This is a genomic window from Clostridium estertheticum subsp. estertheticum, from assembly GCF_001877035.1.
In the GTDB taxonomy this organism is placed as follows: Bacteria; Bacillota; Clostridia; order Clostridiales; family Clostridiaceae; genus Clostridium_AD; species Clostridium_AD estertheticum.
On record NZ_CP015756.1, the window covers coordinates 639,558 to 664,108 of the forward strand.

The 24,551-nt window shown below is 30.5% G+C and carries 20 protein-coding genes and 1 other annotated feature; of the genes, 15 read left to right on the forward strand and 5 right to left on the reverse strand.

The window, feature by feature from the left end; genetic code table 11:
- Positions 1-39: 39 nt before the first annotated feature.
- Together brnQ (A7L45_RS03095) and A7L45_RS03100 are read right to left on the reverse strand one after the other, a co-directional pair.
- Complete coding sequence (gene brnQ / locus A7L45_RS03095; protein WP_071614838.1) at positions 40-1,377, reverse strand: branched-chain amino acid transport system II carrier protein; 1,338 nt, start codon at positions 1,375-1,377, stop codon at positions 40-42.
- 104 nt (positions 1,378-1,481) lie between these two features.
- Positions 1,482-1,736, reverse strand: a binding site (T-box leader).
- A gap of 59 nt (positions 1,737-1,795) precedes the next feature.
- The gene (locus A7L45_RS03100; RefSeq protein ID WP_071611414.1) at positions 1,796-2,854 is read right to left on the reverse strand and encodes an NADH:flavin oxidoreductase; all 1,059 of its coding nucleotides are present in this window, start codon (positions 2,852-2,854) and stop codon (positions 1,796-1,798) included.
- A 131-nt stretch (positions 2,855-2,985) separates the two neighbouring features.
- On the opposite strand from A7L45_RS03100, the gene A7L45_RS03105 reads away from it, so the two are divergent.
- From A7L45_RS03105 to A7L45_RS03130, 6 genes are all read left to right on the forward strand, one after another.
- On the forward strand, positions 2,986-3,330 hold the full coding sequence (locus A7L45_RS03105) for a winged helix-turn-helix transcriptional regulator (RefSeq protein WP_071611415.1): 345 nt from the start codon (positions 2,986-2,988) through the stop codon (positions 3,328-3,330).
- Between the two features lie 61 nt (positions 3,331-3,391).
- Positions 3,392-4,141, forward strand: coding sequence for an MBL fold metallo-hydrolase (locus tag A7L45_RS03110; RefSeq protein WP_071611416.1), 750 nt, complete (start codon positions 3,392-3,394; stop codon positions 4,139-4,141).
- 260 nt (positions 4,142-4,401) lie between these two features.
- The gene (locus A7L45_RS03115; protein ID WP_071611417.1) at positions 4,402-4,959 is read left to right on the forward strand and encodes a hypothetical protein; all 558 of its coding nucleotides are present in this window, start codon (positions 4,402-4,404) and stop codon (positions 4,957-4,959) included.
- A 57-nt stretch (positions 4,960-5,016) separates the two neighbouring features.
- A complete protein-coding gene (locus A7L45_RS03120; protein ID WP_071611418.1) occupies positions 5,017-5,709 on the forward strand; it encodes a response regulator transcription factor in 693 nt (230 codons plus the stop codon).
- Positions 5,687-7,831 carry a sensor histidine kinase gene (locus tag A7L45_RS03125; protein WP_224616790.1) on the forward strand — a complete coding sequence of 715 codons (2,145 nt, stop codon included), beginning with the start codon at positions 5,687-5,689 and terminating at the stop codon, positions 7,829-7,831. Before A7L45_RS03120 ends, A7L45_RS03125 begins: the two co-directional genes overlap by 23 nt.
- A gap of 119 nt (positions 7,832-7,950) precedes the next feature.
- Positions 7,951-9,417: a S8 family serine peptidase gene (locus A7L45_RS03130; protein ID WP_071611419.1), complete on the forward strand. Its 1,467-nt coding sequence runs from the start codon at positions 7,951-7,953 to the stop codon at positions 9,415-9,417.
- Positions 9,418-9,451: 34 nt separating this feature from the next.
- Here the strand turns inward: A7L45_RS03130 and A7L45_RS03135 are convergent, their stop codons facing one another.
- Positions 9,452-10,729, reverse strand: a complete 1,278-nt coding sequence (locus tag A7L45_RS03135) for an L-cysteine desulfidase family protein (RefSeq protein ID WP_071611420.1) — start codon at positions 10,727-10,729, stop codon at positions 9,452-9,454.
- Between the two features lie 278 nt (positions 10,730-11,007).
- Here A7L45_RS03135 and A7L45_RS03140 point away from each other — a divergent pair, with 278 nt between their 5' ends.
- The 6 genes from A7L45_RS03140 to A7L45_RS03165 all read left to right on the forward strand — a co-directional run bounded on the left by A7L45_RS03140 (position 11,008) and on the right by A7L45_RS03165 (position 17,229).
- Positions 11,008-11,709 carry a response regulator transcription factor gene (locus A7L45_RS03140; RefSeq protein ID WP_071611421.1) on the forward strand — a complete coding sequence of 234 codons (702 nt, stop codon included), beginning with the start codon at positions 11,008-11,010 and terminating at the stop codon, positions 11,707-11,709.
- On the forward strand, positions 11,706-12,617 hold the full coding sequence (locus A7L45_RS03145; protein ID WP_071611422.1) for a sensor histidine kinase: 912 nt from the start codon (positions 11,706-11,708) through the stop codon (positions 12,615-12,617). Before A7L45_RS03140 ends, A7L45_RS03145 begins: the two co-directional genes overlap by 4 nt.
- Before the next feature lie 109 nt (positions 12,618-12,726).
- A complete protein-coding gene (locus A7L45_RS03150) occupies positions 12,727-13,647 on the forward strand; it encodes an ABC transporter ATP-binding protein (protein WP_071611423.1) in 921 nt (306 codons plus the stop codon).
- Positions 13,640-14,401, forward strand: a complete 762-nt coding sequence (locus A7L45_RS03155; protein ID WP_071611424.1) for an ABC transporter permease — start codon at positions 13,640-13,642, stop codon at positions 14,399-14,401. The genes A7L45_RS03150 and A7L45_RS03155 overlap by 8 nt, the downstream gene beginning before the upstream one ends.
- A gap of 42 nt (positions 14,402-14,443) precedes the next feature.
- Positions 14,444-15,331 carry an ABC transporter ATP-binding protein gene (locus tag A7L45_RS03160; protein ID WP_071611425.1) on the forward strand — a complete coding sequence of 296 codons (888 nt, stop codon included), beginning with the start codon at positions 14,444-14,446 and terminating at the stop codon, positions 15,329-15,331.
- Positions 15,328-17,229 (forward strand): ABC transporter permease, encoded by a 1,902-nt coding sequence (locus A7L45_RS03165; protein WP_071611426.1) that lies wholly within the window; start codon positions 15,328-15,330, stop codon positions 17,227-17,229. The genes A7L45_RS03160 and A7L45_RS03165 overlap by 4 nt, the downstream gene beginning before the upstream one ends.
- Before the next feature lie 43 nt (positions 17,230-17,272).
- Here the strand turns inward: A7L45_RS03165 and A7L45_RS03170 are convergent, their stop codons facing one another.
- Positions 17,273-17,437, reverse strand: a complete 165-nt coding sequence (locus tag A7L45_RS03170) for a sugar diacid recognition domain-containing protein (RefSeq protein WP_151554015.1) — start codon at positions 17,435-17,437, stop codon at positions 17,273-17,275.
- A 347-nt stretch (positions 17,438-17,784) separates the two neighbouring features.
- On the opposite strand from A7L45_RS03170, the gene A7L45_RS03175 reads away from it, so the two are divergent.
- On the forward strand, positions 17,785-18,960 hold the full coding sequence (locus A7L45_RS03175) for an SAM-dependent methyltransferase (protein WP_071611427.1): 1,176 nt from the start codon (positions 17,785-17,787) through the stop codon (positions 18,958-18,960).
- Between the two features lie 42 nt (positions 18,961-19,002).
- Here the strand turns inward: A7L45_RS03175 and A7L45_RS03180 are convergent, their stop codons facing one another.
- A complete protein-coding gene (locus A7L45_RS03180) occupies positions 19,003-20,214 on the reverse strand; it encodes an Nramp family divalent metal transporter (protein ID WP_071614840.1) in 1,212 nt (403 codons plus the stop codon).
- Between the two features lie 246 nt (positions 20,215-20,460).
- On the opposite strand from A7L45_RS03180, the gene brnQ (A7L45_RS03185) reads away from it, so the two are divergent.
- Entirely contained in the window at positions 20,461-21,720 is a 1,260-nt protein-coding gene (gene brnQ, locus A7L45_RS03185) for a branched-chain amino acid transport system II carrier protein (RefSeq protein WP_071611428.1), read from the forward strand.
- A 345-nt stretch (positions 21,721-22,065) separates the two neighbouring features.
- Positions 22,066-24,540, forward strand: coding sequence for a glycosyl hydrolase (locus tag A7L45_RS03190; protein ID WP_071611429.1), 2,475 nt, complete (start codon positions 22,066-22,068; stop codon positions 24,538-24,540).
- Positions 24,541-24,551: the final 11 nt, after the last annotated feature.

A 24,551-nucleotide genomic window follows, 5' to 3' on the forward strand; every position in this document is an offset into this window, starting at 1 on the left:
TAAAAAGCTAATACCTACCATAGGTGTTAGCTTTTTATTTTATTTATTATATTCATTTAAAGGGGTTTCTTTTGAAAAAGAAACTTCTTTTACAATGCTATATAGCAATCCCAATAGAGCACCAACTAAAGCTGGTATTACCCAAACAAGACCTTGTTTTGCTAAAGGCATAGAACTTAAAAATGATATTTTAAGTCCAACTTGATTTAATGAATCCAATATACTAAAAACAGCAGTAAATAGCATGCTGAAAGAATATACTGCGTTATAACCTTTAAATAAGTTATGTGTGAATGCTAGTATAATAAGCACTATTGCCATAGGATATATAGCTGATAAAACGGGTACCGATATCTTTAGTATGTTAGTTAAGCCTACATTTGCAAATAGCATACTAGATAGTGTTATTGTGGTAACCCAAACTTTATAACTAACCTTTGGAATTATCCTTGAGAAATATTCACTACACGATGTTATAAGACCAACGCAGGTTGTAAGGCAAGCTAATCCAAAAGTTAATCCAAGTATTATTAGGCCATTTGTATTAAAAAGATAAGAAACTACTTTTGTTAATGTTTGCGCTCCATTTGTTGTATTGCCAAATTTGGTTTGAGCAGCAGCGCCTAGGCAGGAAAGCATTAAATATATTACAGCTAAAACAAGACCAGCTATAAGTCCAGCTTTTATTGTATAAGAGCTTAAAGCTTTTTTATCTGTAATGCCTTGTTTCTTTAAAACTAATGCAACAACTATCCCGAAATTAAGTGCAGCGATGGCATCCATAGTCATGTATCCATCCAAAAATCCTTTTAAAACAGGGAAGCTAGCATAATCACCAATTGGGGCACTAAAACTACCAAGTGGGTTCACTAAACTACCTATGAATATTATAAGTATTAGTATTAAGATAGCAGGGGTTAGTATCTTTCCAAAACGATCTACTAATTTATTAGGATTCATACTTAGCCAAAATGATAAACCAAAGAAGCACACTGTATATATAAAAAGAGGCAAAGCTCCACCAGTAACTGATGTAGGTAAAAATGGTGCTATGCTAGTTTCAAAAGATAAACTAGCAGCACGAGGAATGCCTAAAAATGGTCCTATTGATAAATAGATTAATAATGTGAAAATAAGTGCAAAGGGTTTATTAATTCTACTAGCTAAATTCTGAAGACCGTCAGCTTTTGCAACAACAGCTACAGCGAGAATTGGTAGACCTACTGCTGAGGCAAGGAAGCCCGATAGCGAAAGTAGAAGATTTGTACCAGACATTTGTCCGAGGACTGGAGGGAAGATTAAGTTTCCAGCTCCAAAAAACATTGAAAATAACATTAAACTAACTAACAGTAAATTTTTCTTTGATAATTTATTCATAGTAATTCCTCCAAAAATTTTATTTTTTTTGTATGTTATTATATCGCTAATGTCACTGTCCACTAAACCACCCCCTTTTTAAAATAAAAAAAGCCCGTCCCTATAAAAGGGACGAGCGAATATGCACGTGTTACCACCCAAAATCTATTAAAATTATAATGTCTAACTTTAATAGCACTTAGCAAGATACCAATTGATATCTGTTCCTTTTAATGGTGGACAACCATTAAACCTTATTATATTTCAGGTTTACTTCTCAGAGATGATTTTCGATTATAGACTGAACGTTGACTCTCACCAAGTGTCAACTCTCTTTAGAACAGATACTAAAACGTACTCTTTCTCGTCATCAAATTTGTTATTTATGTTGTAATGAAATATACCATATTATAAATAATTTGTCAATAAATAATTAATTTTATTTATTATTTTTCTCAAATATAACCTTACCTGCACAAACTTTAGACTGACCAAACCACATACATTTAGCACATTTCAAGCATTTTCCGGTATCTTTTCCTTCTTTTGCATCATTTGCCCAATTAGGATTTATAAGAAATCCTCTAGCAATATCTACAATGTCTACATTTGTATCAGTTAATATTTGCTCTGCAATTTCAGCTGAATTAATCCCATCAACTGCAAATACTGGAATTGAAACTACTTCTTTAATTTTCTGGGCTGCATAAACAGCATTAGAGTATTTATAATCTTTATCTACGTGCATTTCCTGTTCACTCATAAATCCATAAGAAATATCAAGGAAATCTATTCCACTTTTTTCTAATATTTTAGCGTAATGTATTCCATCTTCTATTAGTGGTTCAAATCCTCCCAAACGAATTCCGACAACAAATTCCTTTGGTGTTGTTTTTCTAATTTCATCTAGTATTTCTATTACAAATTTTTCAGGGTTAGTGCCATATTTGTCAGTTCGTTTATTTACTTTTTTATCTAAAAATTGGCTTATTAGATAGGCATGACATCCATGAAGTTCAATACCGTCATATCCTGCTTTGTAAGCCCTTCCGGCAGCTTTTATAAAATCATCTTGTATAGATTTTATATCTTCACTAGTCATAACGCGTCCAACAACTATATTTCCTGCATAATTTTTATATTCATAAGGACTTGGACACATGGGGTCGTTTGATATTCCAACAACTCCTGCATGATGAATTTGAAGAAATATTGGACAGTTTTCTTCGTGAACTACATCTACTATTCTTTTTAGTCCTTCAATCTGAGCATCTTCCCATATTCCAAGTTGATTCCCAGATAATTTTCCATCATTATTAACACAGGTAGCCTCTTGAATTATAAGTCCTGCTCCACCTTTAGCTAACTTTTCATAACGTTCTACATTTTCAATTGCTACATATCCATCAGGTCTGAATCCAACAACCATTGGAGGAACACAAATACGATTCTTCATTTTTATATTTTTAATATTAAATTCGGTAAATAATTTTTTCAAAAATAACACTCTCCTATTTCACTATTTCATTTACATATAACTCTTTATATGTTATGTTGTTATTATATCTTACCAAGGAACACAATATCAAGTACGCACATTTTTGTGCCCTTAATTTGGAGGTATTATTTATGGAAGATCAACTAAAGAAAACACCACATATTTATTCTAAGCAGTGTCCTGTTGTTCATGCACTTGAGATTATTGGCGGTAAGTGGAGAATAGCTATTATATGGGAACTATCCTCTGAAAAAAGCGTTAGATATAATGAACTTAAACGAAGGATACCTGGAATCACTAATATTATGTTAACACGTTCTTTGAAGGCATTGCACGAGCATGGTCTTGTAGATAGAATAGAATATAATAAAATTCCACCTCATGTAGAGTACTCTTTAACAGATACCTGTCATGATTTGCTACCTGCATTAGTAATTATAAATGAGTGGGGAAAAAAGTTGAGTAGTAAGCAGTGATAAATTTATTAACAATACAAAATAATATTGGATTTTACAATATAAAAAGGAGAAATTAATAATGAAAATTGTAGCTTTAGAATTTTATAAAAATGGAGAAATGAGAGAAGCCTTTGCTTTGGGTGGATCTATGAAGAAAGAAGATGTGGATTCAAATAAAATATACCCAGCTAGTTTACAAAATTATTTAATAGATACAGGAAAAGAAATTATTTTGGTAGATACAGGATTACCAGTTGAAACCGCACCATTTGAAAGAACACCTAATCAAATGTTATATATGGGTGAAAAAGTTGCTGATTTTGTAACTGCTCTAAAAAATGTTGGATATAAACCTAGTGACATAGACAAGGTTGTAATTACTCATAAGCATCCTGATCACTCTGGAGAAATAAGATTATTTAATAACTCAAAAATATATATATCCGAAACAGAAGCAAACGATATGAAATTAGATGATGAAAATATAATTAAAGTTAAGTTTGAAGATGGTAAATATCATAATTTCGAAAGCAGTAAGAAAATAGCAGATGGAATTGTTATGTTACCTGCCCCTGGTCATACCGAAGGAACTTCAATAGTTGTAGTAGAAGATAATGAATTATATTATATGATTCATGGAGATATAACTTATACAGATGAGGCACTAAGAAGAAATGAGTTATCAGTTGTATTTGAAGATAAGGATTTAGCTTTTGAAAGTCTAGCAAAGGTAAGAGAATTTATTAAAAAGAATGCTACTGTTTATTTATCAACACATACTCCGGAAGCTTTAAATTCTTTAGATAAAAAATCAATTATGAAATTATAAATATATAAAATAAGTAATTAACTGTTTAAATAAAGTCCCATCATGCATTTTTAGAAGTTTAAGTATAACCCATATGAGGTAACTAAAAGTTACTTTATATGGGTTTTTATAATCAAGTCGAATTTGTTATAAAAATCTGTTACTATAAAGAGGGGTATTTGCATTTTCTTAATAAATTTGTAAGAATTATGATAAGTATTTTGTAAAAAGTGTCCTGTATAATTAATTATAGTTACTGATATTAAAGGGGGAAATACCAAATGAAAAAAGTTATGCTCATTTTACTTGTTGTAGTTTTTACGAGTATAGTAGTAATAGTTATAAAAAATAGTATTATACAAAATGAATATCCACACTTAAACGAAAATATATATGGTTTTCTACAAGATAAAGGGAAGCGGACAGATGTTTATAATACATCCGTAAAATTAAATAAGGGCAGTTCAAAAAATACCTGCGTTTATTTTTTATCTGAAGTTTTAAGGAAAAATAATTTTAACGTTCCGTTAGAAACAAGTAATACAGAGCAAATGATATCTTTACTTTCACATAAAGGTTTTAAAAAACAAAGCAATTATAAAAAATTAATGCCAGGAGATATATGTTTTACTACAGATGCTAATGGACAGCAAAGTGGTTTTCCAACTCATACTTATGTATTTATGAAATGGGTAAAAGAAGGAAGTTATGATTATGCATATATATGTGATAATCAAGCAAAAGATTATAAGGGTAAAATTTATCACACTCGTAATATAAACATTACGGTTAAATCTAATGGTTTAGCTAAGGACCCTTTTGCATTCTTTATGAGATAGGTTTAGTTGTAAAGTTCTCATATTAACATATATAATATATATAATGGGGTGGTTAGAATGACTAAATTTAATGTTTTGGTTGTAGATGATGAATATGAAATAAGGGAAGCTATTGAGATATATTTGAAAAATGAAGGGATAAAAGTGTTTCAAGCTGTGGATGGTATAGAGGCCTTGGAGGTTTTGAAGGAAGAAGAAATTCACCTTATATTAATGGATATAATGATGCCTAGAATGGATGGAATTAAGGCTACCTTTAAAATTAGGGAAAATAAAAATATTCCAATAATAATGCTTTCAGCTAAATCAGAAGATACAGACAAAATACTAGGTCTTAATATGGGTGCGGATGATTACATTACAAAACCCTTTAATCCAATGGAACTTATAGCAAGAGTTAAATCTGGACTTAGAAGATATACAAGCCTTGGTAATTATAAAGAATGCGATGATGAGATAAATGTGCGAGGACTTATATTAAATAAAAATTCGAAAATGGTAACAATTGATGAAAAAGAAATGAGTCTTACACCTATAGAATATAGAATATTGAAACTTCTAATGGAGAATAAAGGGAGGGTGTTTTCAATTGAAGAAATATATGAGAGAGTTTGGGAAGAAACATTTTATAATGGAGAAAATACTGTGTCAGTTCATATAAGGAGAATAAGAGAGAAGATAGAGATAAATCCAAAGGAACCTGAATACTTAAAGGTGGTGTGGGGGATTGGATACAAAATCGAGAAATAAATATTGGGTCATAGCCTTTATTATAAGTGCATATATGTTGGCTCTTTTAAACTTGTCAGTAATGGACATTATAAAAAATAAAAATTATTTAAGAATGGAGCCCTATTTTACTAGTTCAGAGTTCAAGGCAGAAATTGTTGGTTATTTTAATAATATAGAAGCGTTAAATGTTATATATAAAGACTATTCACACAAGTCAGATGACGAAAAAGTTACAAATGGAGAAATAATGCCATCAAAAACAACATATGATGCTAATTTGAGAACTAAGGAAGATCAATTAAGTAATAAGTATAAAAATGATTTATTAGCAGCAGAGAAAAAAGGCAATAATGTTGAGATTAGTAGACTAACTGATGCAAAAAATAAAGAGCTTAATGAATTTAAAAAGGAAAATGAAAAAACGTTAGATAATGCGAAAAAGAAAATTGCTCTATATAAAAATAAAGACTATGAAAATATTAAAAGAGCTGTAGAGGGGAAAACTATAATAAAATATTATATGACAAAGGGTAAAAACAATGTTATATATACAAACATAGTAAACGTTTCAGATATAAATTTATATGTAAAAAACAATGCCTTTTATAGTATGAAATTTCCGGATAAATCTTTAAACCTCAATAAGGATATGTTTACAATAAATCAGTGGGTAGGTACTAGCGGAGAAGCATATTTCATTATTCCAAAGGATATAGATAAAACGAGCTATATATATGAAAATTACAATTATTATAATTCTGTGAGACAAAGAATTATTAAAGAGATTATCATAGGATTTGTGGCATTTATTATAGGGATTATACTTATTTTTATATTAAAGAAAAATAAAGAGCAGATGCCTTTTATTAAAAAATTAAAAAAGTGGTACAATAAAATACCATTAGATGTGAGAATATTTTTATTTATGATATATTATTTTATAATGAATACATATATAGATAATGTGGCATTTTTCTACAAACCATATAATTACGCACAATTTTGCACACTTACTATTATAGCATTTTATATGATTTATTGTATTTACAATCTTATTATGGTATATGGGTTATATAAAAATAGAGAAGAATTTAGAGAGCAAGTAAAGAAATGTGCTTTTTATCAATTATCTAAAAGAGGCATTATTATACTTACAATGTTCTCTGGAGTAGTGATATTTTTAGTCTATATCCTTTTCAAGGTATCATCTAGGATTGAAATAATCCCGATGATATATATAATTTGTTATTTTGTATTTATCTTCATTTATTTTTTTAATAAAATAAGATTTTTGAGAAGTATTATAAAGGGAACGGAAGAAATAGTTTCAGGAAATCTTAATTATACAATAGTAGAAAAAGGGAGAGGAAATCTTTTTAAGCTTGCCAACAATATAAATAATATGAAGGCTGGGTTCAAAAAGTCTCTTGAGAATGAGATAAAAAGTGAAAGACTTAAGTCTGAACTCATAACTAATGTATCTCATGATCTAAAAACTCCACTTACTTCTATTATAAATTATGTTGATTTTCTAAAAAAAGAAGGTTTATCTAAAGAAGAATCACAAGGGTATATAGATGTATTAGATAGAAAATCCCAGAGACTTAAGATACTGATAGATGACTTATTCGAAGCTTCTAAGATGGCGAGTGGTGCGGTGGAACTTAATATGGAAAAAGTAGATATAACAGCACTTTTGCAACAATCATTAGCTGAACTTCATGATAAAATTAGTAATTCATCTTTAATATTTAAGGTGAAAGTTCCAAAGCAAAAGATTTATGCTAATTTAGATGGAAAAAAGACCTGGAGAGTATTTGAAAACCTCATAAATAATATATTAAAGTATACGCTTCCTAAAACTAGAGTATATATTGATTTAATTGAACGGGATAATCAAATAATTATAAATATGAAAAACATCTCATCTTATGAGATGGATTTTGATAATGAAGAAATATTTGAGAGATTTATTAGGGGTGATAAGTCCAGAAACACTGAAGGATCAGGACTTGGGCTTTCAATTGCCAAAAGCATCATTGAGCTTCAAGGAGGGGGCCTTAGTATTGAAATTGACGGAGATCTATTTAAAGCGAAGGTTATAATTCCATCATTTTCTCAGCCGTCTATTGAGCCTTAACAGTAATGGGTGCATTAAGAATATTATTATATAATATTCACATATTTCTTTGACATTTATAAAGTATTATTAGTATTATTAGTAATAAGTGTTAAAAGAAATTAAAGGGGTGGGGTAGAGTGAACTCAAAAAAATTATTTACAATATTCTTAGCGACAACATTATTTATTATATTAACTTGTGGGACAGTTTTTGCGGCCACCACAGTGAAGAGTGGTACGAAAAGATACATAGTTAAATTTAAGACAAGCAGTATTAATGAAAGCCAAACTGTAGCAAAGCATAGTGGGAAATTAAAACATCGATTTAAGAATATTAATGCAGTTGTAGCTGATATGACTACCCAAAGTCTTGCAAGTTTAAAAAAGGATTCAAATGTAGCCTATGTTGAAGAAGATAAAGTGGTTAAAATGTCGTCAACTACCTATGCTGATTGGGGCATAAGGGATATAAATGCAGAGGCCTCCTTCCAATCTGGATTAAGTGGTAAAGGAGTAAAAATTGGAATTATAGATTCTGGAGTAGCTACACATACGGATTTGACAGTTGCTGGTGGGACTAATGTAATAAATGGTTCAAAGACAACATCATATGCTGATGATAATGGACATGGTACAGTTGTAACAGGAATTATTGCTGGTAAGGGATTAAATGGTGGAGTTAAAGGAGTAGCTCCGGATGCGTCAATATATGCTGTAAAAGCACTTGACTCAACAGGTAGTGGTTATACTTCAGACATAATATCTGGTATAGATTGGGCTATAGAAAATAAAATGGATATTATATCTATGAGTTTAGGATCGGATCAGTCAGATGTTACTCTCCAAAATGCTGTTGATACAGCTTATAAAGCTGGAATACTGATAGTGGCAGCAGCTGGTAATGATGGAAAGGTTACGGGGAAAGGTACTAATGTTGAATACCCTGCTAATTATGCTTCTGTTATTGCAGTTGGTGCAGTGGATTCTACAAATACTAGAGCATATTTTTCGTCAACTGGAAATAAGGTAGAAGTAAGTGCACCAGGGGTTAATATAATGAGTACTTACTTAAATGGTGGATATGAAGAAATGAGTGGTACATCTATGGCAACACCTTTTGTAGCAGGAGATTTGGCTATTTTAAAACAAAAATATCCAGAATATACTAATGTTCAATTAAGGCAATTACTGGATAATAATGTGAAAGATCTTGGAGTGGTAGGAAGAGATTCCTTATATGGATATGGTTTAATTCAAGGTATTAGTAGTACACCCTCCGTTATTACACCTGTTACGGTACCAGTTACTGTAACAACACCTATAACATTGCCTACATTAATACCTACGCCGGTAGCTAGTATGGCTTCGGGTTCATATAATAGGGGTATAATGGTTCAACTTTATGCTAGGTATTCAGAGCCGTTGAGGGCATTTTATACTTTAGATGGTAGTACTCCAACAACTAAAAGTACACCTTATAGGGGATATATTAAGATAAATTCTACCAAAACTTTAAAAGTTATAGCGGTAGATTCTGATGGGAATATTTCTGGAGTATTAAGTAACAACTATAATATAAATAAGTATGTAAAAAGAAAAATTTAAATTAAAAGGTAGAGACTAAAAAAGTCTCTACCTTTTAATCTTCCATCATAATTTTGATGATTTCTTTGTCGGTTTCTTTCATTCCTTCTTTTGCAAGTTTACCTACACTTGATATAGTAGCTTCAATACCTTTTCTCACAATACCATCGCCACCCTTAAACTGCTGCCCTTCTTTAAACATATGATAGCCTAGAATTCCAGCATCTACAGATGTAGCAATTTTAGCAGCACATGAGGCTTTAGCACCATCACAAATTATTCCAGAAACTATTGATAATGCGTTAACAATTGTATGAGAAATATCTCGGTACCCTCCTCCATATAAGTAAGTAATGCCTGCTCCACTTCCAGCTCCTGCACAAACAGCGCCACAATAAGCTGAAAGCCTTCCTATACCAGTCTTTTGATGTATTGTAACTAAATTTGAAATAACCAAAGCTCTATAAAGTTTATCTTTTGAAACTTTTAATTCATTACCATATTCAATGACAGGAAGTGAAGCTGTCATTCCCTGATTACCACTACCGGAAACTATAATGACAGGTAGTTCACATCCATTCATCCTGGCATCTGATCCTGCAGCAGCTTTCGCCTTTGCTCTTACTTTAACATCAGAGCCATATGTCGAAATTAGAACACTTCCTATATTGGCACCATAACTGTTTTTTAATCCTTCTTCTGCAATTTTTGAGTTATATTCAATCTGTCTACCAATAACATCCTCTATATCTTTTATATCCACAGAATCTGCAAAATCAACAATATCCTTTACGCTTAATAATTCTTTACCACTAAGACCTTCTTCCTTTGATGATGTTGCTTCTTTATGATAAAGTATCTCACCATTCTTTTCAATTAAAATAATATTGGTATGATAGTTTACAATTCTTACTTTTACATATGTTTCTTTATAAAATACAGTTATCTGTATATCAAATATAAATGGCGTATCTATAAGTTTAACTTCTATAGGAAAAGTAGATAAGTATTCTTTGATCCTTTCTTTATCTTCATTAGATACATCTGAAATAACTTCTAGTTTCTTTTCAGGGTTGCCTGCTATAATACCAGCTGCTGTTGCAGCAGCAATTCCTTTTAAATGACCTGTATTAGGAACTATAACACTTTTAACATTTTTAATAATGTTGCCACTCACTTCTACAATAGTTCTATCAGGTGTATGACCTAATACTTCTTTACCTTTTGCAGACGCATATGCAATTGAAATTGGTTCAGTACATCCCATTGCAGGTACTAGTTCTTCTTTCAAAATCTGTAAATAAGTTTTATAAATCAAATCACTATTTTTAATTTCATTCCCCTCCTTGCATCTACTGTATTAGGGGATAGGTCTCCCGCGCATACATATAATAAATTATAACACTATAATTAGTGGTAGAGTATTTTTTGATTTTAAAAAGTTTTCATTGTTATATGTGGTTCTATCACTTTAGACACATTAAATTTTATATTATTTAAATTGTTACCAATTAAGTATATAATTACAAATATAACAGTTGAATATTGCAGCGACCCAGGAGATGATTTAATTCAAACTGGTCGGTTAGAAAATTAAAGAGGTGGCTTACTATGGAAGAAATTAAAATTTTAATAGTTGAGGATGATAAGGACATAAGTAATATGATAAAAAAAGCTTTGACTAAAGAAGGGTATGCAGTTTCCTGTGCATTTGATGGACAAGAGGCACTTAATGTTTGGGATAAAGAAAATTGCAAATTATTTATTTTAGATATAATGCTTCCCAAAATCGACGGAATAGAGGTTATGAGAAGGATTCGAATGAAAAGTATGGTACCTATACTTATGGTATCTGCAAAAGCCGAAGAGAGTGATAGAATAATAGGTTTAGGGCTTGGCGCAGATGATTATTTAGTAAAGCCTTTTGCAATAGCAGAGCTTATTGCAAGAGTGAAGGCTCTGCTTAGAAGATATATGTACTATAGTTCAAGCAATGATATTATGGGGAATACCATAGAGTATGGAGAAATAAAGTTTGATTTAGATAATTATACAGCTATAAAAAAAGACAAAACAATTAATCTTAGGGCAAAGGAATATGAGCTATTAAAGTTATTTTTTAAAAATCCTAATAAAGTGTTTACGAAGGCCCAAATATTCAGTTCTGTATGGAGAGAAGAATATTTGGGAGATGATAATACTGTGATGGTTCATATCAGGAGATTAAGAAATAAAATTGAAGACAACCCTGACAAGCCCAAATATATAGAGACTGTCTGGGGAATAGGGTATAGGTTGGGGAGTTTAAAATGATATACATATTTGTGCTCACAACAATTATTCTAGCTTTAGTTATAGTATTTCAAAATATAAAAATACATAGTATTTCAGATAATATAAAAGAAGTTATGGATGGAAATTTTAATGAAAGGATTAGGATTTATGACTATAATCCTAGGGTTAAAAATTTAATTATTAATTTGAATAGACTTATAGATGAATTTCAAAAAATAGTTTCCTTGAACAAACAATATGAAGAAGACAGGAAAAAAATGATATCTAATATATCCCATGATTTTAGGACTCCGCTGACAACAATGCTAGGATATATTGAAATGCTAAGGGATGATAATAGCTTAAATGATGAAGAACACATGGAATATTTAGAGATAATAAGTACAAAGGGAGAAATATTAAGGGGGCTAATTGAAGAATTTTTTAGTTTATCAAAGTTTGACTCTAGTGATGTTGTACTAACTTTTAAAAGAGTTAATATCAGTGAAATTATGAGACAGTGTATATTATCCTTCATAAAGGATTTTGAAATTAATGGTATTGAATTAGTAATAGATATTTCAAATGTTGATTTATTTATTCGAGCTGATGAAGGGGCTATTTATAGAGTAATACAAAATCTAATAGCTAATGCTCTAAGGTACGGAGCAGAAGGAAAAGTAATTGGAGTGAGTTTAGATGGGGAAATGGATAGCGTGGTCTTGGAAATATGGGATATGGGTAGAGGAATACCCCAGGAGGAAATACCATATATTTTTAAACGCTTATATTCAGTGGATAAATCAAGAAATAATAGACAAACAGGTAGTGGTCTGGGCTTAGCTATAGTAAAAAAACTAGTAGAAAAGCATGAAGGAATCATTGAAGTTAGTAGTAAGCCCTATGAAAAAACAACGTTTAAAATAACACTTAGGAGTATTATGTAAGATTTATTATTAAAAAGTTAAGAAACGTGTAAGAAGTGTGTTAATGAGAGTTAAGGATTATGGTTTATTATTAAAGCATAGTCCTTTTAATATTTAATGAGGTGATTTTGTGGAATATGTAATAAGAACGCATAATTTAACTAAAAAATACAAGGGAGTGTCCGTAGTAGATAATTTAAATATTAATATAGAAAAGGGGGAGATATATGGATTTTTAGGACAGAATGGTGCGGGAAAAACTACAACATTAAGAATGCTTATGGGACTTATAAGAATTTCACAAGGAGAGGTTGAGCTGTTTGGACAGAATAATTATTCAAAGAAAATATATAAAAAAATAGGTTCATTAATAGAGTATCCTGGATTCTATCCAAATTTAACTGCAGAGGAAAATTTAGAGATCCATAGAAGAATGGCAGGTATAGAAAATATAGAGTATATAAAGGAAGCCTTAGAAATAGTGGGTCTAAATTATGATGAAATTAAGAATAAAAAGGTTAAAAATTACTCACTAGGTATGAAGCAAAGACTAGGCATATCAAGAGCAATACTGCATAAGCCAGAACTACTTATTTTAGATGAACCAACTAATGGGTTAGATCCCCTGGGTATAAGAGATATTAGAGAAATATTGTTAGAACTAAAAAATAAAAAGGGTATAACTATTATTATATCAAGCCATATTTTAAGTGAGATTGAATATCTAGCAACAAAGATAGGCGTTATTCATAGGGGGAAACTACTTGAAGAAATAGACTATAGGGAACTTCAGAGAAGAAACAGAAAATATCTTAGGGTAAAAGTAAGTGATGATAAAAAAGCTTGTTTCTTGCTTGAAAACAAACTTAATATTAAGGATTTTGATGTATTAGAAAAAAATGTTCTAAGAATTTATGAAAATCTTGATAAGGTGTCACAAATAGCTAAACTATTCATTAACAATGATTTGGAACTGCATGAGATGCAGCATAGTGTGGACAATCTAGAAGATTATTTTGTAAGGCTAACAGGGGGAGAGGGGAATGTTTAATCTTATTTATTGTGAATTTTTAAAGTTAAAGAAATCATATTTGTTTTTAACCATAGCTATAATAATTTTGCTTCCCCCGATATTGTTATATATAAAATGGCATGCTGAGTATAATTTAATAACCTGGGATATGTATCTTTTACAAGAAGAAGGATGTATGACATTAATTAATCTACCTATGTATGTATTTATTTCTTCATATATTTACACAAGAGAATTCTCTTATAATACTGCCCAGACCTTATTCTCCTACTCTATTAGCAGGACAAAAATATTTATATCAAAGTTTTTAACTATAATAACAATGACATCATGTATTATGATTTTACAGCTTTTATTTGCTGTTTTGGCAGGATTATTACTTCCTCATGAAGCACTTGCAAAGAGGATAATCATAGATTATTTAAAAATGAATATGTACATTTTATTTGCCCAATATGCAATTTTGCCAATTGCTATTTTTATAGCACAAGCAAGTAGAAATATGATATTGCCAATGGTTTATGGGGGGATTATAACCGTATTTAATATGTGTGTACCCCAGATTAAGCCAGGAATTATAGAATACCTGGCAATTACTTATCCTATACAAATAATGACAAATTCTTTCAAAACTAATATTTATAATCAAGATATAATGATAATAAATAATTCAATTCCATTGCCAAGTGTAAGTATAGTGCTTGCAATTTCAACTTTTATAATTGGAATTACAATGTGTATTGCATATTATTTAAAGACTGATATTACTTAGCTAAATAGGAATTATGAATATCAAAAACGGGGGGGTATAAACATGTTCATAGAAATATCTAATTTAAAAAAGCAATATAATAATGGACCAATGGCGCTTAATGACATATCTCTTCGCATTGGAGAAGGAGTTTTTGGACTTTTGGGAGAAAATGGTGCAGGGAAAACTACATTAATGCGAATTCTTGTAACGTTAATGAATCAAACTAGCGGTCTAGTTAATATGGATGGTACAATTATTAATTCAAAAAACGCCTCAAAAATAAGATGTAAAATTGGTTATTTACCTCAAGAACTTGGACTTCATCCAAACTTAACAATTCGTGAAACGTTAGATTACTTTGGAATATTATCTTTAATGAGTCTTTCAGATAGGACGAAACAGATTGACATACTACTGGAAGAAACGAATCTAGAAGAACATGCTAATAAGAAAATAAGGCAGTTATCAGGTGGAATGAAGCGTAGAGTAGGATTAGCTCAAGCAATGCTAAATAATCCTTCTCTATTAGTAGTAGATGAACCGACTACTGGTCTTGATCCAGAAGAACGTATTAGAATTCGAATGCTTTTAAGCAAGGTTTCTAAAGGACGAACTATAATCCTATCCACCCATGTAGTGGAAGACGTCGCAAGTATTTGCAATAAACTAGCTATCATGGAAAAAGGTAAAATAATATTTACTGGATCGGTTCCTGAATTAATTAATATTGCAAACAATCATGTTTTTACAAAAAATGTTCAGAATGAAGCTGAACTAATCCAATTTAGCAAACAACATACTATTACAAATAGTGTTTACACAAGCAAAGGTATATGTGTTCGTTTTATAAGTGATTTTAAAGTAGAAGATTCGGTAACTGAAAATTCTAACATAGAGGACGCTTATATTTATGTAAGAAATCTAATGGATAAGAAGGTGAGTAAATGAGATCTTGGTTAGAAATTGTTGGTTTTGAAATAAAGATTCAAGCTAAAAGTAAATTCTTTTGGCTATTAACTTGTATGCTACTGGTGTTATCTATTAGTACTAGTATTAAATATTTTAATCATTATCAACTTAAGACGCCAGCAGATTTAACTAGTATATTAAGTTCTAGTACAGCAGGTGACGTTTCAATACCTGTTTCAGGTAAAGATCGAAATGCCTATTTTATAAAAGGAATTTCCAATAGATTTATAGAGAATAACAAGCAGGATTCAGATAAAATTATTAAATGGCTATCACTAAAAATTTACTCGCGCGAAACATGGACAAGGGATAGTCTTATAGATCTTCAGAGCCAGCTGTATCAGAAATTTCCCTCAGTTAACCAAAATGAATGCAGTCAGGATATGCTTTATAAGAATTATACATTGAGTGCGGATAAACTGGACGCAACATATCCTGAATTTATGAGTTATTTACATAAAACGAATCAAACATTTTCTAATTCTTTTGCACGTCAATATGCCCAAGATACTGCTGTGTATGTATCAATTATCTTTATACTCTTTTTTGCATTTCTTTTCCAAAAGGAACTGCAACCATCGCTGCATGATCTGTTACTTTCAAAGCCAATATCAAATTTAACGTATATTACAGGAAAATTTGCAGGTGCATTTTCAATGTGTTTATTTGCAATAGCATTTGATACTCTGATTTTTAGTGTATGGGATATAATATTTTGTTCTAAATTGGGAATGCCCTTATATCTAGGTGCATTATGGACAAATATATTATTCTATACCGTTCCAACCATTTTATTTTACGCAAGTCTTATGGTTTTAGTTTCTCTTTTATTTAGAAATGGATTTGCTGCAATACCACTTTTTTTTATAACTATATTATCTTCTATGATGACAACAACATTATCAGATGGTACCTGCGTACAATGGATGTGGCTTGCCCCAATTATATCATATGATAATTTTTATCAGTTAGTTCCACATAGTCAAATGCAAGCCTATATTATCAATCGTATTGGGCTTTGTATTTTAAGTGTGATTTTCCTTTTAACATCTTGTCATATTTGGGCTAGAACTAGCGAGGCTAGAAAACGAAGTAGAAAGTTTAAATTTTCTCATACTAGCTTAGTAAGAGATTCAAAACCACCCCAAAAGAGTGGAGCTTTTGCGTTTGTAAAATATAATGCCAAGATAGCGGCCTCACCAATTCAATTATCTGTTGCATTTATATTACTAATTTTTACTATAACCACAATACTTACTGAAAACAGGGGAGTAACAGAAATAGGCATGTCAATTTTAGGGAATATAGCATGGGCATCGGTAATTGTATTTTCAAATATTTACAGTATAGAATATTCACATAAAACTATGGATAATTTTTATTTAACTAATAGAAATAAATTGGGAATCATGGCTAGAAGAATATTCATCAACTTATGTTTTATATTTATAATGGTTAGTATTGTATTTTTTATTGATTTATTCTTAGTTGATAAACCAGGTAGTGTTATAGGTACAGTCATTTTAATTAGCTATTTTAAGACGGTTATTACTTGCATGTCATGTTCGCTTTTTTTCGGGGTGTGTTCCATGACAATTTCTAATTTTTTCTGTACTGGTATAGGAGGCATAGTTGGAGGCTTTTTAATTAATTTTCTTTTTACTTCCAATGCAGTTGCTAATAGATATTCCATATTTAATATTTATATTTCAAATTTATCTTATACAAATATTAATCAAGATAGTGCACTATGGTGGAAAAGCGCAATTATTTTCATAGGAATATCACTTATGATATTTATGTTAAACAAATGGACGATTTATCGTTCAAATAAAGTTGAATTAAGAGTTAAGCATAGCGCTATAAAGCCCAAATAGGTCAGTGTAGTTTCTAGGGCTTTTATTTGTAATTTTGTGAATTTTATTTAAGCGCTATTATTGCTCCTTCATGTATATCTCCAATTCTATTCTTATCTCCTGACGCTATAATAATGCCTAATGTATTGGTTATAATTATATTATAATTAACAGCACTCATGGTTCTTTCAACAATATTTTTAGCTAATTTGTTACTTAAGATTTCCAATAAGTACATCTCCTTTTAAGTTATAAAAATAGATACGATAAATTAAATTATGATGTGCATATAGACAAAATTAACGTTTAATATTTGTACAATTAGATATTGATTATTAAATTAAAAAGTATGATAATATATATATAACGCTAAGTAGTCTTTTAATTTTACTATAAAAAGCACTATTACTATAAGAATTATATTAATTTAAATAGGGGTGAACAAGGTTAATTATATTTTAATGTTGTACAAATTGCTATAGTGAATATGTATAAATGTATAGCTAATACAATTATATTTTTTTAAATAATAAATAAGTAAATTAGATTTAATATTTAATCAAGGAGTGATAAATTATGGTTGGTGATAAATTATTTTATAGCACTTTATTTAAAGGCATATTTTCTAATCCCTTTGAAATTAAGTTTTGGGATGGGAGTGTAGAGAAATTTGGTGAAGGTGAGAGTAAGTTTCAAATTATTTTTAATGAGAAAATATCAAAAGGGGATGTTGTAAATGATCCGTCCATAACGCTTGGAGAAGCATATATGACAAAGAAATTAGACATAAAGGGTAGTATACAAGAGGTTATAGAGTCCCTATACAATAACGAAGAAAGCTTTCTTTGTAAAAGTGAAAAATACGAAAAACTCATAAAGAAGTTTAAAAGTAGTATAAAAAGAAGTAAAGATAACATACAATTTCATTATGATATTGGAAATGATTTTTACAAATTATGGCTTGATGATTCTATGAATTATTCCTGTGGATATTTTAAAAATGATACGGATACTTTAGATGAAGCCCAAAACAATAAAATAAATCATATTTTAACAAAACTAAACTTAAAAGAAGGACAAAGTTTACTAGATATAGGATGTGGATGGGGAGAACTTATAATTAGGGCAGCAAAACAATATAAAGTAAAGGCTGTTGGAGTTACTTTAAGTTCAGAACAACTACAAAAAGCTAATGAAAGAATAAAAGCAGAAGGACTAGAAGATTTAGTAGAAGTTAAACTTCAAGATTACAGAGAAATAAAAAATATGAGTTTTGATAGAATTGTTAGTGTAGGAATGCTCGAACATGTAGGACTAGAAAATTTATCTGAATATTTTCATATAGTAAATGACTTATTAAAAGATAAAGGACTTTCTTTACTTCATTGTATAACAGCAGTAAATGAAGGAGGTAATAATACATGGATAGATAAATACATTTTTCCAGGTGGACATGTACCTGCAATTAAAACTATAATTTCAGATATAGCAGAACTAGAACTTGAATTAATTGATATAGAAAGTCTTAGAAGGCATTATGGAAAGACACTTGAACACTGGGCTGAAAACTTTGAAAATGCTCTTCCTATAATAGAAAAGACTAAAGACGAGACATTTATAAGAATGTGGAGACTATATTTGAATGCATGTGCTGCATCATTTAATTGCGGAAACATTAATGTTCATCAAATATTGTTTGCCAAAGGTGTAAATAATGATTTGCCTTTGACTAGAGACTACATGACTAAATGAAATACTGAAGGCAACTAATAGTTGCCTTTTTGTTATTTCAATCTATAATATATAGCTTAATAATAACATTACATTAAGTGCAGCGACTATAAGTCCAATAATCCAAAGAGTAATCTTATCAAATCTAGTGTTAGCATATTTACCCATAACTTTTTTAGAAGAAGTTAGATAAATCTGAAGGAATATAGTTATAGGAAGTTGTATACTTAAGAACATTTGTGAGTAGATGAGACCTTTAAATGGCTCCGATATAAAAAATATAGCTATTGTAGCACCAACTAAGGTAATTACTATGCCTAGCTTTGTATGAATATCATGAATATCATATGGTTCCCCAAATATTCCCGCAAAAATACTACCACCGGCCATACCAGCAGTAACTGACGAAGATATTCCGGCAAAGAGTAGCGCTAAAGCAAAGACTACTGAGGCTGTGCTTCCAAGTAAAGGTGTCAGCATTTGCTGAGCCTGATTAAGCTCTGTAACTTGAACTTTCTGTGCGAAGAAAGTAGCTGCAGCAATAAGTATCATAGCACTATTTATAGCCCAACCTACCATCATTGAAAAAAAAGTATCCATAAATTCATATTTAAGTTGTTTTTTTATTACACTCTCATCTTTTAAATTCCATTGACGACTTTGTATTATTTCCGAATGAAGAAATAGATTATGAGGCATTACAACTGCGCCTAGAACACTCATTATTATTGGAATAGATCCCTTAGGAAAAGAAGGCTTAACCCAGCTTATCATAGCCTTTCCCCATTCGATATGTACAAGGCTTAATTCAAATATAAAAGATATTCCTATTATGGAAACAAAGCCAATAATCCATCTTTCTAATTTCTTATAAGAATTTGTAAAGAGCATCCATAAGATCAAACCTAAAACTAAAACTGTTCCTAGCTTTATAGGTATACCAAATAACATATTTAAAGCGATAGCACCACCTAAAAGTTCTGCAAGGGCAGTAGATACTGCAGCTAGCACAGCAGAACCAAGCACAAATTTGTTCAGTCTTGGTTTTAATGTGGCAGTAGATGCTTCTGATATGCAATTTCCTGTAACAATTCCAAGATGGGCAGCATTATGCTGAAGAACAATAAGCATAATAGTTGAAAGAGTTACCATCCAAAGTAGAGTATATCCAAAATTAGCACCAGCAGAAACGTTTGCTGCCCAATTTCCAGGGTCTATAAATCCTACGGTTACTAGTAACCCAGGTCCAATGTATTTAAAAAAGTCTAATGCCATAAGTTTGGGTTTATGGTCTTTTTTTGATATTATTTTATTAAATGGAAAATTCACTATAACACATCCGTTCTTTTTGTTGTATAATATATATTATAAAGTAATTATTATTTAAAGCAACATTAAAATAGTAAAATTATATTTATACATAAAATAAAGACTAAATTATTTATGTTAATTAAGACGGAGGTTATTTAAATCAAAAATTCAACAAAACATTCAATAGTTATAGGTTCTGCATTATTTGCAATGTTCTTCGGTGCAGGAAACCTAATTTTCCCACCAGCATTAGGAAAGGCAGCCGGAGATGCAATGTTATATTCAATTATAGGCTTCCTTATTACAGGAGTTGGTATTCCTATATGTGCTATAATTGCCTGTGCTAAAATTAATGGTGATTTCAAAAAAATGGCAGATAGAGTAGGCCCAATATTTTCTGTAATAGTCTCTATAGCCTTAGTTCTTATTATAGGGCCTTTATTCGCAATTCCAAGAACTGCTGCAACAACTTTCGAACTAGGAATACATCCCTTATTTCCATCAATTGGACAGAATATATCAATTATAGTGTTTTTTGTAATAGTGCTTGCATTTGCGCTTAAACCTTCTTCAATAATTGATAGTATAGGTAAAGTACTAACACCAGCACTTTTATTAATGCTCGCTATAATTATAGTTAAAGGAATAATACATCCTATTGGACCAATTGTAACTACATCTTACCAAGGTGGATTCTCAAAAGCATTAATAGAAGGATATCAGACAATGGATGCTATGACTGGTGTTATATTTTCATCAATAATTCTTTTGTCTATTAAAGCAAAAGGTTATCAAAGCCCAAAAGATATAATGAAGATAACTTTGAAATCAGCTTTAGTGTCTCTAATCGGTTTGTCCTTTGTGTATACTGGACTTATGTATCTTGGAACTCAAACAACTACCTTGTTTTCAAAAAGTTTATCCAGAACTAGTTTGGTTACATCAATTGTTAGATTAGATCTAGGTAGTATTGGTAGTGTTATACTTAGTTTATGTGTGACTCTTGCATGCTTAACGACTGCTATAGGAATCCTTTCAGCTGGATCAAAATTCTTTGCTAAGCTATTCAAAGGTAAATTATCTTACGAAAGCATTGCTATTGCTATTGCTTTAGTAAGTGGAGTAATGGCTACGAAGGATGTTGATAGTTTAGTTAAATTGGCAAATCCGATTTTGAAAATCATATATCCAATTGTAATTGTTTTAATAGTTACTACGTTACTTGGTGATATAGTGAAAAACAATAAGGTAGTTACTATAACTACATACACAGTTTTAATAGTAAGTGTTTTAAATACTATAAATGATTTAACAGCAAATAGTATTGGATTTTTCAAATATGTTCCTCTATCTAGTGTAGGATTTGCATGGATTATACCAGCTATAGTTGCTTTTGTAATTTCTAATAATTTAGGTAAATCATATCATAAAGACAAATCTGTTATACCAAACTTAAATCAGGAATTGTAAGAAGTATAAAATTAAGAATACAAACTATTTAAGCGTCTATAGTCCTAAATTACGTGGGGCTAAGGACGTTTATTTTTTTGTAATTTTTTCGCATCGTAGAAAATTACATGTTGTTGATTTTCTTCCTTTGTTTTATACTCTTAAATAAAACAAATGAAAAAAAGAAAAAACAAACAAAACAAACAAAAAACTATTGACTTTATGTTGGAAGAAAAGTATGATTGTGTAAATAAAGGAATATAAATGTTTTAGGTAATCGATAACAGACGTTAAAATATAAAGTAGAAGAAAGATTAGAAAAAATGTAGGATTATAATACATTTTATTATGGAGGGATGTTTGATAATGATTGAAAATCAACGAAATGAATTTATTAATCCTTTAAATGAATATACGCCAATCCCTTTTTGGTTTTGGAATGATGATCTAGATAAAAATGAAATTATAAGGCAAATCAATGATTTCTCAAATAAGGGAGTTAATGCATTTGTTATTCATCCAAGGATAGGAATACCTAAAAGGATTGAATATCTTTCAGATAAATTCATGGGTTTTGTACGCTCAGCTATTGAGGAAGCAGAAAAACTTAATATGAAGGTAGTACTATATGATGAAGCTATGTACCCTTCAGGGTCGGCTCATGGTATGGTTGTAAATAATAACCCTGAGTATGCAAGCAGAGGACTGAAAATGCTTGAATATAAATGTCACAATGAAACAATAGTAGAATTTCATGAAAAAGATGGAGAAATGCTAGTATCAGCTTTAGCAATTAAAAAAGTTGAAGAAAATAAATTTGATAGTTCCCAGATAAAGAAAACAATATGTAAGCATAATAAAGTAACATTTGTACCTCCAAGTTTGGGTGAGTGGTACATAATTATTTTTGTAGAGGCATATACCAAAGGGACTATAAGAGGAATACATTTTGGTGAGGATGATGGTGAACTAGAAGCTCCAGCTTCAAGTGATTTACTTAATCCTTATGCAGTACAATCTTTTATAAGTTTAACCCATGAGAGGTATTATAAAGAATTTGGCAAATATTTTGGGAATGTAATAACAGGAGTCTTTACTGACGAACCAGACATAATGGGTAGGGGTAACCACGGTAATATGATAGCTTGGACAAGAGGGTTTCTTGAATTTTATATTAGGCAGGGGGGAAGAGAGGAAGATCTACCAGCATTGTGGTTAGAAGGAACTACAGAAAGTATCAATATTAGAACTAGATATAACGGAGCCATAAACAAAAAATTAGAAATATCTTACTATAAACCTATAAGTGAGTGGTGTGAAACTCATAATATTGAACTTACAGGACATCCTCATGAAAGTGATGATATTGGATTACTTAAGTATTTTCAGGTGCCAGCTCAAGATATTGTATGGAGATGGGTAGCTCCAGAGGATAATAAGGCTATTCAGGGAGAAAATACTACTATGGCTAAGTGTACTTCTGATTCAGCTAGACATAGAGGTAAAAGAAAAAATGGAAATGAATGTTTTGCTTGTTGTGGAGCAAATAAAATAGAATGGTCATTTGCAGTTGACGATATGAAATGGTTTATGGATTGGTTATTTGTAAGAGGTGTAAACCTTTTATATCCTCATGCTTTTTTCTATTCAATAAGAGGACAGAGAAGAATAGGAGAAAGACCACCAGATGTAGGACCAAATAATATATGGTGGCCGTATTACAACCAAATTTCACAATATATGAAGAGAATGGGTTTTATAATGACGGATAGTTACAACGTAACGGATATTGCTGTATTATGTGAAAATCATAATTTGCCTTGGAAGAGCGTTAAGCCGTTATATGAAAATTCTATTGAATTTAATTATTTTGAAAAGGAATTGCTAATCTGCGATTTATGCGACATAAGGGATGGAGCTGTTTACATTCAAAAACAAAAATATAAAATCATTATTATTGAGGATGTAAGTAGTGTTACTGAAGAAATAATAAAACCATTGGAGAAATTTTCGCAGGGTGGTGGAACAATTATTATAAACAATGAAAAGGGATATAACATTAAAATAAAAGATGCTATAGTTATTAAAGAAGCAATAGAGATATTAAACGTGCTTGATGGTTTAAATAGCCGTGATTTGTTTACTAAGCATAACCAGAAATCATTAAGAGTAAGCCACGTAGTTAAAGATGGTGTGCACTATTATGTTCTTGTAAATGAAGGTGAAGAAAAGATAAAAGATATTTTAAATATAAAAAACATTGGATATGTAGAAAAATGGGATGCATGGAAAGGAAGAATTAAGAAGCAAAAAGTATTAGAAACAAATGATGAATATATAAAGATACCTATAGAAATAAATAGAAGAGAAAGTGTTATATTCGTTTTAGATACTTCGAAGGTTCCAACGATCGATGATAAAAAAGAAAAATTCAGCAATTGTTATACTATGGATATAAAATCAGATTGGAAGGTTTATGACCAAAAAAATAAGCTTGTGAATGAAGGAAAACTAACACCTTGGAACGAATGGGAAGGATTTAAAAATTATTCTGGAACCATGATATATAGCAATCAATTTGTAATTGAAAATAGAGAAGGGATAAATGAAATACAGCTCGAACTAGAAGAAGCCCACGAAATCGTGAAAGTATTCATAAATGGAAAAGAAGTAGAGATTAAAATGTGGGCCCCATATATTTTTGACATCTTAGATTACGTTAGTCAAGGTTTAAATACATTGACTATCGAGGTTTCAAATTCATTAGCGAACAAGATCTGTAATGCTAAAATTAAAGCGGGCATCGTTGGAAGTGTAAAATTAAGAATAAATTTAGATTAGTACATGTTAAC

Excerpts from the sequence above, each read along its gene's own strand:
- A7L45_RS03145 (WP_071611422.1), top strand. The coding sequence starts at position 11,706 with ATGATATACATATTTGTGCTCACAACAATTATTCTAGCTTTAGTTATA.
- A7L45_RS03120 (WP_071611418.1), top strand. The coding sequence starts at position 5,017 with ATGACTAAATTTAATGTTTTGGTTGTAGATGATGAATATGAAATAAGG.
- A7L45_RS03180 (WP_071614840.1), bottom strand. The coding sequence starts at position 20,214 with ATGGCATTAGACTTTTTTAAATACATTGGACCTGGGTTACTAGTAACC.
- A7L45_RS03105 (WP_071611415.1), top strand. The coding sequence starts at position 2,986 with ATGGAAGATCAACTAAAGAAAACACCACATATTTATTCTAAGCAGTGT.
- A7L45_RS03160 (WP_071611425.1), top strand. The coding sequence starts at position 14,444 with ATGTTCATAGAAATATCTAATTTAAAAAAGCAATATAATAATGGACCA.
- A7L45_RS03165 (WP_071611426.1), top strand. The coding sequence starts at position 15,328 with ATGAGATCTTGGTTAGAAATTGTTGGTTTTGAAATAAAGATTCAAGCT.
- A7L45_RS03175 (WP_071611427.1), top strand. The coding sequence starts at position 17,785 with ATGGTTGGTGATAAATTATTTTATAGCACTTTATTTAAAGGCATATTT.
- A7L45_RS03155 (WP_071611424.1), top strand. The coding sequence starts at position 13,640 with ATGTTTAATCTTATTTATTGTGAATTTTTAAAGTTAAAGAAATCATAT.
- A7L45_RS03140 (WP_071611421.1), top strand. The coding sequence starts at position 11,008 with ATGGAAGAAATTAAAATTTTAATAGTTGAGGATGATAAGGACATAAGT.
- brnQ (WP_071611428.1), top strand. The coding sequence starts at position 20,461 with ATGTTCTTCGGTGCAGGAAACCTAATTTTCCCACCAGCATTAGGAAAG.
- A7L45_RS03190 (WP_071611429.1), top strand. The coding sequence starts at position 22,066 with ATGATTGAAAATCAACGAAATGAATTTATTAATCCTTTAAATGAATAT.
- brnQ (WP_071614838.1), bottom strand. The coding sequence starts at position 1,377 with ATGAATAAATTATCAAAGAAAAATTTACTGTTAGTTAGTTTAATGTTA.
- A7L45_RS03110 (WP_071611416.1), top strand. The coding sequence starts at position 3,392 with ATGAAAATTGTAGCTTTAGAATTTTATAAAAATGGAGAAATGAGAGAA.
- A7L45_RS03115 (WP_071611417.1), top strand. The coding sequence starts at position 4,402 with ATGAAAAAAGTTATGCTCATTTTACTTGTTGTAGTTTTTACGAGTATA.